The sequence below is a fragment of the Pseudomonas sp. 22515 genome, assembly GCF_052044625.1.
Lineage (GTDB): Bacteria > Pseudomonadota > Gammaproteobacteria > Pseudomonadales > Pseudomonadaceae > Aquipseudomonas > Aquipseudomonas alloputida.
Genome location: NZ_JBQENN010000024.1, coordinates 23,508 through 38,248, shown reverse-complemented (window position 1 = coordinate 38,248; position 14,741 = coordinate 23,508). Strand labels below are relative to the sequence as shown.

The 14,741-nt window shown below is 63.4% G+C and carries 11 protein-coding genes; 8 read left to right on the top strand and 3 right to left on the bottom strand.

From position 1 onward, the window contains the following. Positions 1–130 precede the first annotated feature (130 nt). The 7 genes from ACTJJN_RS20655 (at position 131) to ACTJJN_RS20625 (ending at position 7,383) form a co-directional block, all read left to right on the top strand. Complete coding sequence (locus ACTJJN_RS20655) at positions 131–1,570, top strand: amino acid permease (RefSeq protein ID WP_010951918.1); 1,440 nt, start codon at positions 131–133, stop codon at positions 1,568–1,570. Between the two features lie 45 nt (positions 1,571–1,615). Continuing rightward, positions 1,616–2,500 (top strand): LysR substrate-binding domain-containing protein, encoded by an 885-nt coding sequence (locus ACTJJN_RS20650; protein ID WP_014859427.1) that lies wholly within the window; start codon positions 1,616–1,618, stop codon positions 2,498–2,500. A 24-nt stretch (positions 2,501–2,524) separates the two neighbouring features. Continuing rightward, on the top strand, positions 2,525–3,913 hold the full coding sequence (locus ACTJJN_RS20645; RefSeq protein ID WP_070096318.1) for a threonine synthase: 1,389 nt from the start codon (positions 2,525–2,527) through the stop codon (positions 3,911–3,913). Further along, positions 3,910–4,347 carry an Lrp/AsnC family transcriptional regulator gene (locus ACTJJN_RS20640; RefSeq protein ID WP_010951921.1) on the top strand — a complete coding sequence of 146 codons (438 nt, stop codon included), beginning with the start codon at positions 3,910–3,912 and terminating at the stop codon, positions 4,345–4,347. Before ACTJJN_RS20645 ends, ACTJJN_RS20640 begins: the two co-directional genes overlap by 4 nt. Positions 4,348–4,545: 198 nt before the next feature. Beyond that, complete coding sequence (locus ACTJJN_RS20635) at positions 4,546–5,589, top strand: homoserine dehydrogenase (RefSeq protein ID WP_221100756.1); 1,044 nt, start codon at positions 4,546–4,548, stop codon at positions 5,587–5,589. Between the two features lie 12 nt (positions 5,590–5,601). Continuing rightward, positions 5,602–7,020 (top strand): aldehyde dehydrogenase family protein, encoded by a 1,419-nt coding sequence (locus tag ACTJJN_RS20630; protein ID WP_221100757.1) that lies wholly within the window; start codon positions 5,602–5,604, stop codon positions 7,018–7,020. A 15-nt stretch (positions 7,021–7,035) separates the two neighbouring features. Continuing rightward, positions 7,036–7,383 carry a RidA family protein gene (locus tag ACTJJN_RS20625; RefSeq protein ID WP_256596083.1) on the top strand — a complete coding sequence of 116 codons (348 nt, stop codon included), beginning with the start codon at positions 7,036–7,038 and terminating at the stop codon, positions 7,381–7,383. A gap of 28 nt (positions 7,384–7,411) precedes the next feature. On the opposite strand, the gene ACTJJN_RS20620 is transcribed toward ACTJJN_RS20625, so the two are convergent. The 3 genes from ACTJJN_RS20620 to ACTJJN_RS20610 all read right to left on the bottom strand — a co-directional run bounded on the left by ACTJJN_RS20620 (position 7,412) and on the right by ACTJJN_RS20610 (position 13,988). Continuing rightward, a complete protein-coding gene (locus ACTJJN_RS20620) occupies positions 7,412–8,365 on the bottom strand; it encodes an arsenic resistance protein (protein ID WP_221100758.1) in 954 nt (317 codons plus the stop codon). 233 nt (positions 8,366–8,598) lie between these two features. Further along, a complete protein-coding gene (glyA, locus tag ACTJJN_RS20615; protein ID WP_003247505.1) occupies positions 8,599–9,852 on the bottom strand; it encodes a serine hydroxymethyltransferase in 1,254 nt (417 codons plus the stop codon). Positions 9,853–10,157: 305 nt separating this feature from the next. Next, entirely contained in the window at positions 10,158–13,988 is a 3,831-nt protein-coding gene (locus ACTJJN_RS20610; RefSeq protein WP_221100759.1) for a sensor domain-containing protein, read from the bottom strand. Positions 13,989–14,236: 248 nt separating this feature from the next. Here ACTJJN_RS20610 and ACTJJN_RS20605 point away from each other — a divergent pair, with 248 nt between their 5' ends. Beyond that, on the top strand, positions 14,237–14,641 hold the full coding sequence (locus tag ACTJJN_RS20605; RefSeq protein WP_440781568.1) for a hypothetical protein: 405 nt from the start codon (positions 14,237–14,239) through the stop codon (positions 14,639–14,641). Positions 14,642–14,741 lie beyond the last annotated feature (100 nt).

Below are 14,741 nucleotides of genomic sequence, written 5' to 3'. Positions count from 1 at the left end.
GCACTCACCCGTGCGGTGGGTGCCACTTCATGAAGTCGAACAAAAACAATATGCAAGGCAACTCGATTCGCTCTGCCAAGACGAGGTCGTTGCTACGTCCTTGCCCGCCAACTTTCATGAGTAACCCACAATGTCCGTGCAGACAACCACAACTAGAAATGCCTCGGCGCATACCTTCAAGCAGGATATGCAAACCCGCCACATCGTCATGCTGGCACTGGGCGGTGTGATAGGCACCGGCCTGTTTCTCACGTCAGGCTACACCGTTAACCAGGCCGGCCCGTTGGGCGCGGTCATCGCCTACATACTCGGCGCAATCATGGTGTACCTGGTCATGATGTGCCTGGGCGAGCTGGCGGTACACATGCCGGAAGTCGGCTCGTTCAGCAGTTACGCCACGCGTTACCTCGGCCCGGGCACCGGTTACATGGTGGCCTGGATGTACTGGCTGACCTGGACGGTGGCCATCGGCTCCGAATTCACCGCCGCGGGCATCCTGATGGTGCGCTGGTTCCCCGACACGCCGGTATGGATGTGGAGTGCGCTGTTCGGCGCTGCGGTGTTCATCAGCAATATCATTTCGGTGCGATCGTTCGCCGAAACCGAATTCTGGTTGTCACTGGTCAAGGTGTTGGCCGTCATCGCCTTTCTGGTGGTGGGCGGCGGGGCCATTCTGGGTGGCTTCGAGATCCAGCAGGCGCACAGTGCAGGGCTGGGCAATTTCACCCGTGAAGGGTTGTTCCCCACCGGTTTCTGGTCAATTGCCATGACCCTGCTGGCAGTGGCCTTCGCGTTCTCGGGTACCGAGCTGATCGGCATCGCTGCCGGCGAAACCAAAGACCCGGAAAAGAACGTCCCCAAGGCCATTCGCACCACGGTCCTTCGCCTGGCGCTGTTCTTCATCGGCACCATCTTTGTACTGGCCACCTTGCTGCCGCGTGAACAGGCCGGGGTTATTGAAAGCCCGTTCGTGATGGTCTTTGCGATGATTGGTATCCCGTATGCGGCCGATATCATGAACTTCGTCATCATCACCGCGCTGCTGTCTGCCGCCAACTCCGGCCTCTACGCCGCTTCGCGCATGCTCTGGACCCTCAGCGACCAAGGCAACATGCCCCGCCGTTACGCCACGCTGTCGCGCCGCGGCACACCCTTCAATGCAATCGTGCTGAGCATGGCTGGCGGCATGGCTTCGCTGTTGAGCAGTGTGTTTGCCCCCGACACCATCTACCTGGCGCTGGTGTCGATTTCAGGGTTGGCCGTGGTGGTGGTGTGGATCAGCATCGCGGCCAGCCAGATCGCATTCCGCCGTCATTACATCGCCAGCGGCGGCAAGCTCGAGGACCTCAAGTTCCGGGTGCGTGGCTACCCGTTCGTACCACTGGGGGCCATTTTCTGCTGCGTACTGGCCTGCGTCGGCATTGCCTTCGACCCTGCTCAGCGGGTTGCCCTGTACTTCGGCTTGCCCTTCATTGCCTGGTGCTACCTGGCCTATTGGCTGACGTGCAAGTACCGCAGCCGCCGTACGGCCCCGCTGGAAATCGTCGCCCCAGGTTCCGAGGCCGCCTGAGCAGGTGATACTAGGCCACCGGAACCTAGCCACGAGAAGCCGCCGATGACCCAGAAAACCTTGCCCCCCCTGAACTGGCTGAGAGCCTTCGAAGTGTCGGCGCGTTACTTGAACTTCACCCATGCGGCAGAAGAGCTGCACCTTACCCAAGGGGCCGTGAGCCAACAGATTCGTCACCTGGAAAGCCAATTGGGTGTGGCGCTGTTCAAGCGCCTGCCACGCGGGTTGGGGCTGACCGAAGAAGGGCAGTCCTACCTGCCGGTGGTGCAGGACGCCATCAGCCGCCTTGCGGTCGGCACCAATGAAATCTTCGGGCAACGCCAACGTCGGCCGCTGAAGGTACGGGGCAGCCTGTCGTTCCTGCACTTCTGGCTGGCCCCGCGGCTGGCCGACTTTCGGCGTTCGCACCCGCAGGTGGACATCCGCTACATCAGCAACCTGTGGGTCAAGGAGCTGGATGCCGAAGATGATCTGGAAATCCGCTGGGGTAGCGGGCAGTGGGCCGGGGTAGAGGCGCAGCGCCTGACCCGCGACATGCTGGTGCCGGTGTGCGCACCCGCGCTGCTGGCCGGTTGCCCGCTGCGCGACCCGCGCGACCTGGCCCGTGTGCCGTTGCTGCATGTGCTGGGTTACGAGGAGGGGTGGGGCTACTGGCTGGAGCGGGTCGGCGCCGATCAGGTCGACTCTTCCAGTGGCCTGCAGTTCGACACGCTGGTGTCGACCCTGCGCATGGCGGAGCTGGGGCTCGGGGTGGCGCTGGCACGCTCGTCGCTGGTCGAGGACCTGCTGCAGGAGGGGCGGCTGGTCGCTCCCTTTGCCCAGCGTATCGAGGCAAGCGAGTCGTTTTTCCTGGTACGCGGCCTGGGTGAAGCGTTGTCCCCCGATGCCCAGGCGTTCAGCCATTGGCTGGTGGCCATGGCGCATCGTTAATTTACGTAGCTATCTGGAGCACCGATGCAGTACACATCCACGCGCGGCAACGAGACACGGGTCGATTTCCGCACGGCATTGCTTTCTGGCCTGGCCGACGATGGCGGGCTTTATGTGCCCATCTCGGTGCCGGTGTTCAGCCCACAGGAAATTGCCAGCTGGTCGTGGTTGCCCTTCGACGAACTGGCCTGGCGGGTGATGGCACCGTTTGTCGGCGATACCCTCGACGAGCCTACCCTCAGGGCGCTGGTCAGCGACAGCTATCGCGGGTTCCGCCACCGCGGCATTGCGCCGTTGCAGCAGCTTGGCCATAACGAATGGATCCTGCAGCTTTTTCATGGCCCTACCCGGTCCTCCAAGGACTTTGCCGCGCAGTTGCAGGCGCGCTTTGTCCGGCACTTTCTGGGGGCGGAGTGCGAGCGGGTCATGCTGGTCGGTGCCAGCAACGGCGATACCGCAGTAGCGGCTATCGAAGCGCTTCGGCATTGCCCTGCAGCAGGCTTGCTGGCGCTATACCCCAGCGCAGGCACGCCCGCTGACCGCGCGGCAGTGATGCGCAGTGCCGCGTCCGACAGCGTGAGCTGCGTGGCCGTGGATGGCAGCTTTGACGATTGCCAGTCGCTGGTGTCGGCGCTGCTGCGTGACTGGCCATGCCCCGGGCTGATTCCGGTCAGCTTCAACTCCACCAACTGGGTCGGTGTGCTGGCGCAGATCGTGTTCTATTTCCATGCGGCGCTGCAGCTCGGTGGCGGGATACGCCCGGTCGGGTTCAGCATCCCCACGGCCAGTTTTGCCGAGATCTACGCGGGGTTCATTGCCCAGAAAATGGGCCTGCCGATCAACCAGATCATCGTCTCCACCAACCGCAACGATGCCCTGCACCGGTTCATCCACTGCAACCGCTACAGCCGTGGTTCAACCAGCCAGACCTTGTCACCGGTCATGGACTTTTCGCTGTTCTCCAACCTGGAGCGCTTCGTCTGGGAACTGTATGACCGCGATGGCGGGGCGACCCGGGCACTGATGGAGCACTTCGAGGCGTGTGGTGAGCTGAGCATCGGCAACCGCCAGTGGTTGCATGCGCGCATGCTGTTCGACTCCTATGCCGTGGACGACGTGCTGATTCGCGAAGAAATTGTCACGCTGTTCCACGAAACGGGCAGCGCAGTAGACCCTCATGCCGCGACAGGGGTATTCGCCGGGCGCCTGCACCGGCGCAACATCGGTGCGCCCATCGTCACGCTGGGGCAGTTTGCCCCCGAAAAGTCTGCCGGGCTGCTGGCGGAGCTGGGGGCCTGGCACGGCGAGGTGCCCGCCGGTGCGGTCGGCACAGCGGGCGATGGGCCGCTGTTGGCAGCTGACGACCTGGCCGGTGTTCATGCCTTGTTGGCCCGGTTGCAGGCTGGGCGATGAAGCGCATCCTCGACCCCCTGGACGAGCGCATTCTCGCCGAGCTCACCGCCAATGCGCGTATTGCCCACGCCGAGTTGGGGTTGAAGGTGAACCTGTCGCGCAATGCGGTACGCCAGCGCATCGAGCGCCTGGAGCGCGACGGCGCCATTCAGGGTTATACCCTGCGCATCGGTGAGGGCAGACGGCCGGCGTCGTTGATCAACGCGGTGATCTTCGTCTACCGCTATGACCGCATGCGCGGTGAGGCGGTACTCGATGCGCTGCGCCAGATCCCCGAGGTGATCCAGTGTGAAGTGCTCAGCGGCGAGTTCGACCTGATGTTGCGCGTCGAGGCCTCCAGCCCGGAGCGAGTTCACCATGTGTGGAAGGAAATCGCTGCCATGCCCGGGGTGGAGAACACGGTGACTTCGTTCGTCCTGGCCGCGGTGGTCTGAAGCGCGTCTTTGCATCGGCTAGCACAACGCCGCCTGGGTTCGCGCCCAGGCGGCGTTGTGCGTTTTGCCCTGGCGCAGGTGCGCGCTTTGCACTGGCCAGATTGGCCAATAAATACAGCGGATTGCCATATTCAACTGGCAGTGCACGGCTCTTACGCTAGTCCTCATCGACCCACTGCCTGGACAGGACAGCAAACCATGACCGAATACAAAATTGCACTCGTTGGCTTTGGTGGCGTTAACCGCGCGCTTGCCCAACTGATCGCCGAACGCAATGCGCGCTGGCAGCACGAGTTGGGCTTTGGCCTGAAAATCGTTGGTGTCACCGACTTGTTCCTGGGGTCGGTGATCGACCGCGACGGCCTGGATGCCGCCATGCTGGCCGCGCTGCCGGCTCAGAAGGGCGCACTGGCGCAAATCCCTCAAGGTTCGGCCGAGGCGTTCAATGAGGCGGTGATCAAGCAATCAGGCGCCGACATCATCGCCGAGGCCACATTCACCAACCCCAAGGACGGTGAGCCGGCGGCAACCTTCTGCCGCTGGGCGCTGGAGGCGGGCAAGCACGTGGTCACCACCAACAAGGGGCCGATTGCCTTGCATGCCCAGGCGCTCAAGGCCTTGGCCAAGGCCAACGATGTGTCGTTCGAATACGAAGGCGCCGTAATGAGCGGCACACCGGTGCTGCGCATGGCGCGCCAGACCCTGGCGGGCGCGGGCTTGGTAGGTTTCGAGGGCATTCTCAACGGTACCTCTAACTATGTGCTCACGCGCATGGAGGAAGGGCTTGGCTTCAACGAGGCGGTGGCCCAGGCACAAGCGCTTGGCTTTGCCGAGGCTGACCCGACCGCCGATGTGGAAGGCCATGACGTACGCCTGAAGGTGGTGATCCTCGCCAATGAGTTGCTCGGCGCCTGTCTGCAGGTGGGTGATGTGGCCTGCAGCGGTATCAGTGCCATCGACAGCGCAGCTATCGAGCGGGCACAGGCGGCGGCCGAGCGCTGGAAGCTGATCGGCAGCGCCCACCGTGAAGCCGATGGTTCGGTGCGAGCCAGCGTCGAAGCGAAGCTGTTGCCTGGCCATCACCCTTTGGCGGGTATTTCGGGCGCCACCAATGCGCTGGCGTTCGACACCGAGTTGCTGGGGGCTGTAACCGTGTCCGGCCCGGGGGCGGGGCGCATCGAAACGGCTTTTGCCCTGCTGTCGGACATTGTCGCCATTCACACCGCCGGCCATTCGGCCTGAGGAGCAACGTTCATGAGCCTGACTTCCGTATCGCGGGCGCTTGTTCAGCAACCCGCCTTGATCGATGTGTACAACCCCTTCGATGGCAGCCTGGTTGGCAGCGTCGACAACCTCGGCGCAGAAGCGGTGCCTGCCTTGCTCGCCCGTGCCCGTCAGGGTGTGCGTGAAAGTGCGGCGCTGCCCCGGCACCGCCGGGCCGCTATTCTGGAGCACGCCGCTCAGCTCATTGAACGGGATGCGGCAGACTTTGCCGGCCTGATCGTCGATGAAGCGGGCAAGACCCTGCGCCAGGCCGAAAAAGAGGTCAAACGCTGCATCAACACGCTCAAGCTGTCTGCCGAAGAGGCGCGGCGCAACGCCGGTGAGGTGGTGCCTTTCGATGCCTATGAAGGCTCCGAATCGCGTCAGGGCTGGTTCACCCGTGAGCCGTTGGGGTTGATCCTGGCCATTACCCCGTACAACGACCCGCTCAACCTGGTGGCGCACAAGCTGGGGCCAGCACTTGCAGGGGGCAATGCGGTCATTCTGAAACCCTCGGACCTGGCCCCTCTTTCTGCCCTGAAACTGGTGCAGTACCTGGTGGAGGCAGGGTTGCCGGAGGCCGTCGTCACCGTAGCCACAGGGGGCGCCGAACTGGGCAAGGCGCTGGTGGCTGTGCGTGAGGTGCGCATGGTTTCCTTTACGGGCGGTTTCGCGACGGGCGAACAGATTGCGCACGGGGCTGGCTTGAAAAAGCTTGCCATGGACCTTGGCGGCAATGCCCCGGTGCTGGTGCTCAAGGACTGCGACCTTGAAGCCACGGTCGAGTCGTGTGTGTCGGGCGCGTTCTGGGCCGCAGGGCAGAACTGCATCGGCACCCAGCGCATTCTCGTGGATGCCTCGATCTACGAGGCGTTTCGTGCTCGCTTTGTGGCATTGACCCAGGCGATGGTCTGGGGCGATCCGGGCCGGCGCGAAACCGATATGGGGCCGATGATCACCGAAGCGGCTGCACGGCAGATCGAAGCACGCGTCAACCAGGCGCTTGAGGGCGGTGCCCGCCTGCTCTGCGGCCACCAGCGTCAGGGGGCGGTCTATGCGCCGACAGTGCTCGAAAGCGTTGATCCCGTCAGCCGGCTGTGGCTCGAAGAGGTTTTTGCGCCGGTGGTGATGCTGGCGCCCTTCGAGACTGTCGAGCAGGCGATAGCGCTGGCCAATGCCCCGGAGTACAGCTTGCATGCCGGTGTGTTCACCCGTGACCTGTCGCTGGCGTTGAGCCTGGCCCGGCGTATCGAGGCCGGCGGTGTAATGATCAACGACTCTTCCGACTACCGCTTCGATGCCATGCCATTTGGTGGGGCCAAGTATGGGAGTCTTGGGCGTGAGGGGGTGCGGTTCGCCTACGAGGACATGACCCAACCCAAAGTCGTCTGCTTCAACCAGATGGGTTGAGGGGGGGGCACCTCGATGATCACTCGCTACGGATCAAGCGCGCGGATGTCACTGGCGGTCAGTTACAGGGGCCTTTTCGAAACGGCAGGCATCGTGGCCGATGACCTGCAACAGGATGTGCAGGGGCAGTTGCGTCAGGCGCTGAGCGTGATCGACGGCCTGATGGTGCAAGCCAACGTCGGCAAGGCGCAGCTGACGCGGGTTCAGATGTGGCTGGCCGACTACCGCCACTTCGACCTGGTCAACGAAGTGTACGACGCCTGGTTGCAAGGCTGTGCAAAACCGGTGCGGGCCTGCGTGGGCGCCGCCCTGGGGGCTGGCTACCTGGTAGAGGTGCAGGTGTTCGCTGTGTGCCCCGAATAGTCCTTTTCTCTATGACGAGTACCACGGGTCAACGCACAAACCGTGGTACCGCCCGTACATAGATCAGTTCGCTCACCAGCTCTACCAGGGTTTGCGTGATCACGGCTGCCGCCGCCAACCCGCGCATCTCTTCTGGCAGCGCCAGCGCCAGCGGCAGCACCACCAGCGAGTTGCGCGTGGCTGCGCTGAAGGTCACCGAGCGTGCCTCGCTGGCCGGCAGGCGCAGCAGGCGCGCACAGATGAAGCCGAGCACCGGCGCCAGCAGCATGAAGCCGATGTATACCGGAACCACCGGCAGCAAACGGTCGAAATCACGCAGTACCACGACAATCTGCGAAGCGATCACCACCATCAGCACCAAGGCCATCGCCGGCACCGGCAACCACGCCCAGGCGTCGTTCCACGTCGCGATTGCGCGCGAGCGCCGGGCACCGGCGCTGGTGAGCACCGCGAGGGCCATCGGCAACACGATCAACAGCGCGAAGGCTTCCACGAACGGGGTGATGGAAATTGCCACCTGGCGGCTGCCACCCAGCATCAGGGCCAGGTACACCGGCAGCAGCACCAGTTGCGCCAGCAATAACACGGGGGTTGCGGCCAGTGTCAGGCGTGAGTCGCCTTTGCCAATGTGGGTGAACACCACCACGTAGTCGATGCAGGGCGTAAGCAGCACAAGCAGGGCCCCGACAAGGATCGCCGGGTGTTCCACCAGCCCGCGGGTGATGGCCCAGACAAGCAGCGGAACGAGCATGAAATTGGCCAGTAGCAGGGCCGTGATGAAGCGGCGGTTACCCAGGCCCTGGCGCAGGTCGAGGAAGGGTATTTGCAGGAACATCGCGTACATCAACACGGCGATGGCGGGAGTGATCAGGGCTTCCAGATGCCGTGCGCTGTGGCTGGCCATCAAGCCGAAGGCAACGGCTGCGAGCACGGCAGCGAAGTAGATCGGGATCTGGTGGGTCTCGAGTTGTTCTCTGGTCAAGGTGTGGCCTGTGCGGTGATCAACTGGGAACGCGGTCTTTCTGGGAGCGGCCTTGTGTCGCGATAGGGCCGCAAAGCGGCCCCTGCAGNCCGCTCCCACAGGGATCGCGCCAGCTTTTACAAATTGAGCAAGACAGTTGCTCCTCCAAAGAGCAGCAGTGTGTGTGAAACAAACGAAATCAAACGAAAAAGCCCGGCACTGGGCCGGGCTTTTTCACTTCAGGCAAGCGTCAATCAGTTGCCGTAAACCGGCAGCTTCTTGCAGATGGCCTTGACCTTCTCACGGACGGCGTCGATCACCGCTTCGTTGTTCAGGTCGGCCAGGATGTCGCAGATCCAGCCGGCCAGTTCCTTGCACTCGGCTTCCTTGAAACCACGGGTGGTCACGGCTGGGGTGCCGAAACGCAGGCCCGAGGTGACGAACGGCGAACGCGGGTCGTTCGGTACCGAGTTCTTGTTGACGGTGATGAAAGCTTTGCCCAGTGCGGCGTCAGCATCCTTACCGGAGATTTCCTGCTTGATCAGCGACAGCAGGAACAGGTGGTTCTGGGTGCCACCGGAAACCACGTCGAAACCGCGCTCGATGAACACGCTGGCCATGGCCTGGGCGTTCTTCACGACCTGCTGCTGGTAAGCCTTGAACTCTGGCTGCAGGGCTTCCTTGAAGCAGATGGCCTTGGCCGCGATGACGTGCTCCAGCGGGCCGCCCTGGGCGCCCGGGAAGACGGCGGAGTTCAGCTTCTTCTCGATGTCGGCGTTGGCACGGGCCAGGATCAGGCCGCCGCGCGGGCCGCGCAGGGTCTTGTGGGTGGTGGTGGTGACCACGTCGGCGAACGGAACAGGGTTCGGGTACACGCCAGCGGCAACCAGGCCGGCAACGTGGGCCATGTCGACGAACAGGTAGGCACCGACCTTGTCGGCGATGGCGCGGAAGCGGGCGAAGTCCAGAACCTGCGAGTAGGCCGAGAAGCCGGCAACGATCATCTTGGGCTTGTGCTCGACAGCCAGGCGCTCGACTTCGTCGTAGTCGATCAGGCCATTGCCGTCGATGCCGTACTGGATGGCGTTGTACAGCTTGCCCGAGGAGCTTACCGAAGCACCGTGGGTCAGGTGGCCACCGTGGGCCAGGCTCATGCCCAGAATGGTGTCACCGGCCGACAGCAGGGCCAGGTAGACGGCAGCGTTGGCCTGGGAGCCAGCGTGCGGCTGTACGTTGGCGTAGTCGGCGCCGAACAGCTCCTTGGCACGGTCGATGGCCAGTTGCTCGACGACGTCGACGTACTCGCAACCGCCGTAGTAGCGCTTGCCTGGGTAGCCTTCGGCGTACTTGTTGGTCAGGACCGAGCCCTGGGCTTCCATGACTGCCGGGCTGGTGTAGTTTTCCGAAGCGATCAGCTCGATATGCTCTTCCTGGCGCAGAGCTTCTTGCTGCATGGCTTCGAAGAGCTCGGCGTCGTACTTGGCAATGGTCAAATCACGGCTGAACATGGCGGTCCTCAAGGATCGGGGTAATTTGGGTGTGCATTCTAACCGATTGATTCGCGGCTGGCATATGAAGTGGCGTCAAGTCGCAGACCAATGGGCTTCATCTTGCATCCCGCGCCGTTTCTGGGCTGGGCGGGGGCAGGAGTTGACCTGGAAGTCCGCTTTTTATGCAGGATTGTGTCGCGACACCGTACGTGTAGGAGCGGGTTTACCTGCGAAGAAGCCGGCGCGGTAGATGGCACCGGCTTCGCCGGTGTTCGCGGGTAAACCCGGTCCTACCGGGACCTTGCGAGCAGGCAGCGTGCGGGTCAATGGAACATGAACAAGGTCTCGTTGGAGAATTGCGCCTCGAACTGATGCGCCGGCATCGGCCGCCCGAACAGATAGCCCTGCACCTCGTCGCAACCATGCTCGCGCAGAAACTCCAGCTGTTCGTGGGTTTCCACGCCCTCGGCGATGACTGCCAGGTTGAGGCTGTGGGCCATGGCGATGATCGCCCGGGCAATCTGCGCGTCCTGCTCGCCTTCGGGCAGGCCGTCGACGAAGGTACGGTCGATCTTCAGCACGTCGATGGGGAACTGCTTGAGGTAGTTGAGCGACGAGTAGCCGGTGCCGAAGTCGTCTACCGCAATGCTCAGGCCGAGGTTCTTCAGGCTGGCAAGAATCTGCAGCGCCTCGTTCACCTCACGCATCAGGATACTTTCGGTCAACTCCAGTTCCAGGCATGCCGGCGGCAGGCCGCTTTCTTCCAGAATGTTGGCAATCCGCGTGCCCAGCTGGCCGTCGGAGAACTGCCGCGCCGAAATATTCACCGACACTTTCGGCACCCGCACCTTGGCCTTGTGCCAGGCCTTGAGCTGGCGGCTGGCCTCGCGCAGCACCCAGTCGCCCACGTCCACCACCAGGCCCAGTTCTTCGATCACCGGGATGAAGTCACCCGGCGGCACCAGGCCACGGGTCGGGTGACGCCAGCGCAGCAGCGCTTCGGCGCCCGTCAGGCGCTTGCCGTCGCCGCTGAACTGCGGCTGGTAGTAGAGGATGAACTCGTTCTGCTCCATGGCATGGCGCAGGTCGCTTTCCAGCTCCAGGCGCTCCAGGGCGCTGGCGTTCATTTCGGCCTGGTAGAATTGGAAGTTGTTCTTGCCGCGCTCCTTGGCGTGGTACATGGCGGTGTCGGCGTTCTTCATCAGTTGGCTCAGCTCACTGCCATCCTGCGGACTGAGGGCGATGCCGATGCTGGCGGTGACGAAGAACTCGCGGTTTTCCAGCACGAACGGCCGCACCAGGCTGCCGAGGATGTTCTCGGCCACGTGGATGGCGCGGTTCAGGGCCATTTCGCGGGTGGGGCGCGGCTGCAGCAGCAGGGTGAACTCGTCGCCGCCCATGCGTGCCACCGTGTCGTCGTCATCCACGCAGGCCAGCAGGCGCAGGGCCATGTCCTTGAGCATGCGGTCGCCGGCCGCATGGCCGAGGGAGTCGTTGATCGGTTTGAAGCGGTCGAGGTCGAGGAACATCAGCACCACCCAGGCCTTCTGCCGCTCGGCCTGCTGCAGGGCATTGTACAAACGGTCCTGGAACAGTGTGCGGTTGGGCAGGTGGGTAAGGGCGTCGTAGTAGGCCAGGCGGTGGATGCGCTGTTCGCTGGCCTTGCGTTCGCTGATGTCGGTGAAGAAGCACACGTAGCTGGCCAGGTCGCCTTCGTCGTCCAGTACCGCAGTGATGCCGACCCAGGCCGGGTAGTGGTCGCCGTCACGGCGCTTGAGCCACACTTCACCTTCCCAGCTGCCGCGCTGGTGCAGTTGCTTGACCACATAGCGCAGGTGGCCTTCCTGCTGTTCGTCGACAGTGAGCATGCCCGGCAATTGGTCGAGCACTTCACTGACGGCGTAACCGCTGACGCGGCTGAACGCCTCGTTGGCCTGGACGATATAGCCGGCCGGGTCGGTGATGAGGATCGCCGACGTGGAATGTTCGAATACGGTCGCGGCCATGCGCAGGTCTTTTTCGGCACGACGTTGCTGGCTGATGTCGCGGCCCACCCCGAGTACGCCTTCGAAGCGCTGGTCATCGTCCCACACCAGCACCAGGCGCAGCTCGATCGGGATCTTGCGGCCATCGGCACGCAGGCAGTCGAACAGGAACAGTTGGGTGGGTAACTGGCTGCACAGTTGCGCCATCTGCGCCGGATCGCCCATGGCCTTGCTGACACGCTCCATCAGGCTGTAAATGCCGGTGAGCTGGGCCGGGTTGGCGACGATCGACTGCCAGCCGTTGGCGAAGATCCAGTCGGCCTGGTAGCCCAGCACGCTCTGTACCGAGGGGCTGACATAGTTGAGCTTGAGCTGGTTGTCGGTGGAAAAGATCACGTCACTGATGCTTTCGGCGAGCATGCGGTAGCGTTGCTCGCTGTCACGTAGCGACTGGCTGGCCTCGATCTGAACGGTCACATCCTTGCCCACACCGATGATGCGCGTCACCAGGCCTTCGGCGTTGCGGGTCAGCACTTGCTCGCGGATGTCGTAGCAGCGCCAGCTTCCGTCGCGGTGGCGGAAGCGCAGCTGGCAGTGCAGCGGTTGGTCATGACCGCTGTCGCGCTGTTGTTGGCGCAGTGCCTGGTAGTGTGCGGCGTCCTCGGGGTGCAGCAGCAGCTCCCAGAAGCGGTCGCCCATCTGTGCCAGCTCGGTGCGGTCGTAGCCCAGGGTCTGGCCGAGGTGGCGGTTGCTGAAGATCATCCGTTGGCTGGGCACATCCTGCACATACAACTGGTCGGGTACGGTGCGTACCACGTCCGACCAGAAGCTTTCGCGCTCCAGTAGCGACAGCTCCACCTGTTTGCGGCTGGTGATATCGCTGATGCTGAGGATAACCGCCTGATAATCACGACGCTGCAGCGGCATGCGAGCCATCAGCCACAGGTGCAGCTCGTCGCCTTGCGGTGTCGGCAAGCGCACTTCCAGCTCCAGCAGCGGGCGTTGTTCGATCAGTGCGTCGATCAGTTGCATGCCGACGCTGTCTCGGCTGTCGCCAGTGCCATTGATCAGCCGCTGCCAGGCACCTTCGTGGCAGTCGATGTTCAGCAGCTGGCGCGCCACTTGGTTGACCTCGGTGATCTTCAGCTCCAGCAGCAGCGAGCGGCGCAGGTTCGGGTCCAGCGCCAGGCTGTGCTTGAGTGCGGCCCGGTTGCGCAGGTGGTAGCGATCGAGCTGGCCGGGCAGGCTGGACAGGTCGAGCACGCACAGGGCAACGCCGGTGCCTTCAAAAATTTCCTGATAACGCCGGCGGTCTTCCTGCAGCGCCCGCTGGCGGCGACGCATGTTGATCAGCGCCAGCACCGGCAGTAGGGCGCAGAACAGCACCAGCAGGCACTTGCCGAACAGCGCCGGCAATAGTTTTTGCCGGGCCAGTTTGGCGTCGAACAGACCGCGTAGCTGCCAGGTGCTGTTTTCGATGAAGGCCAGCATCACGCTTTGCAGCGGCTCGTCGCTGGTGTCGGCTGCGGCATGGCGCTGCAGCACCTCGCCGCTGCGGCTGTTTTCCAGCAGCCACTGCGGGTGGCCACTGCCCTCGAGGTGGAGGGTGAGCTCGCGGTAATAGTCCGGTGACAGGCGCAGTAGCCAGTAGCCGCTACCCTGTGCGGCATCCTGGCGCAGCAACAGGTACAGGAGGTGGTTGTCGGCCGAATTGGTGAAGAAGTACGGGCGTCCCTGGCTCAGCACGAGCAACTCGTCAAGCGACTGGCGGTCAGGGCTGCCGGCCAGGCTGTCGGCGCGTAGCTGCCCGGTGTTGTCCAGCCAGGCCACGCTCTGCAGGGCGGGGAGGCGCTCGCGCAGGGTACCGAGCAGGCTGGGCAGGGCGGCAGGTGTTGGTGCATCAAGGTAGGGTTGCACCACGTTAACGGCCTGTTGCGCCTTGAGCGCCATGTTCAGGCTCAGGTGGTCGGCCAGTTCCGCTGAGGCGTCCAGGCTCTGTTTGCGCAATTCGGCCTGGGTATGATTGAACTGGGCGAACAGCTGCCACAGCAGCAGGCCCAGCAGGATCAGGGCCAGCAGCGCCAGCGCACCCTTGATCGACCCGCGCAGGATAGTTGCGGGTGCTTGTGGGGCGGAACGCAATGACGACGGATGAGTAAGGTTGGTCAAGCGTTGATCCTGCGATTGGGCTGGCGATGGCAGGGAATGATCGTGCACGGAGCGTGCCGGCGCCGGGCTTGCGCACCGCGGTGGCGCACTATAAGGCCGGATACCCGAAACCGGCTAGCATGCCTCGGATTATGGCAAAGTGCCAGCCATGCTGACCGATGGTGGCTGCCGGGTGGTTCGGCAAGCCCCTGTAACCTGTGCGAGAATAGCGCCCGCTATACATGACAACGCATCGGAGATGTTCGGTTTTGGTTACTCACTTTTCCTCCAATGGCCTCGATTCCGCCTGCGGGCGCAGCAGTCAGACCCTTGTCAGCACTGCCGTGACCGAGGACGTATCCTGCAAGTCTTGCCAGCGCTCGCTGGGCAAACCCGAGGCAGCCGCTGCCGCCAAAAGCAAGGCCCCATCGCTGGCTGAACTGCGCAAGACCGCCAAGGTGGCAGCAGAGCCGGCTGTTGCAGTACCGGCGGTCAAGCCGGCAGCCAAGGTGGTCAGCACTGCGCCTGCACCTGGCAAACCGGCCAATGCGGCCGAGCAGCACCCTGCCCGCAGCGGCGGCTTCAGCGTGAAGTCCGCCTGGGCCGCACGCCTGGCCGAGCAGGGCGACCGTTGCCGCTTGCCGCGGGGCAAGGCCAAGCAGCGTCACGTCTGAGCCTCTTCGGCTGCTGTGCCGGCCCTTTCGCGGGCTCGCCCGCTCCCACAGGAATCGTGGATTCTTCAGACTCTGTGGTGACTCCGGAGGGTGGGTATGC

Coding starts and splice junctions, on each gene's coding strand:
- ACTJJN_RS20655 (WP_010951918.1), top strand. CDS start 131: ATGTCCGTGCAGACAACCACAACTAGAAATGCCTCGGCGCATACCTTC.
- ACTJJN_RS20650 (WP_014859427.1), top strand. CDS start 1,616: ATGACCCAGAAAACCTTGCCCCCCCTGAACTGGCTGAGAGCCTTCGAA.
- ACTJJN_RS20645 (WP_070096318.1), top strand. CDS start 2,525: ATGCAGTACACATCCACGCGCGGCAACGAGACACGGGTCGATTTCCGC.
- ACTJJN_RS20640 (WP_010951921.1), top strand. CDS start 3,910: ATGAAGCGCATCCTCGACCCCCTGGACGAGCGCATTCTCGCCGAGCTC.
- ACTJJN_RS20635 (WP_221100756.1), top strand. CDS start 4,546: ATGACCGAATACAAAATTGCACTCGTTGGCTTTGGTGGCGTTAACCGC.
- ACTJJN_RS20630 (WP_221100757.1), top strand. CDS start 5,602: ATGAGCCTGACTTCCGTATCGCGGGCGCTTGTTCAGCAACCCGCCTTG.
- ACTJJN_RS20625 (WP_256596083.1), top strand. CDS start 7,036: ATGATCACTCGCTACGGATCAAGCGCGCGGATGTCACTGGCGGTCAGT.
- glyA (WP_003247505.1), bottom strand. CDS start 9,852: ATGTTCAGCCGTGATTTGACCATTGCCAAGTACGACGCCGAGCTCTTC.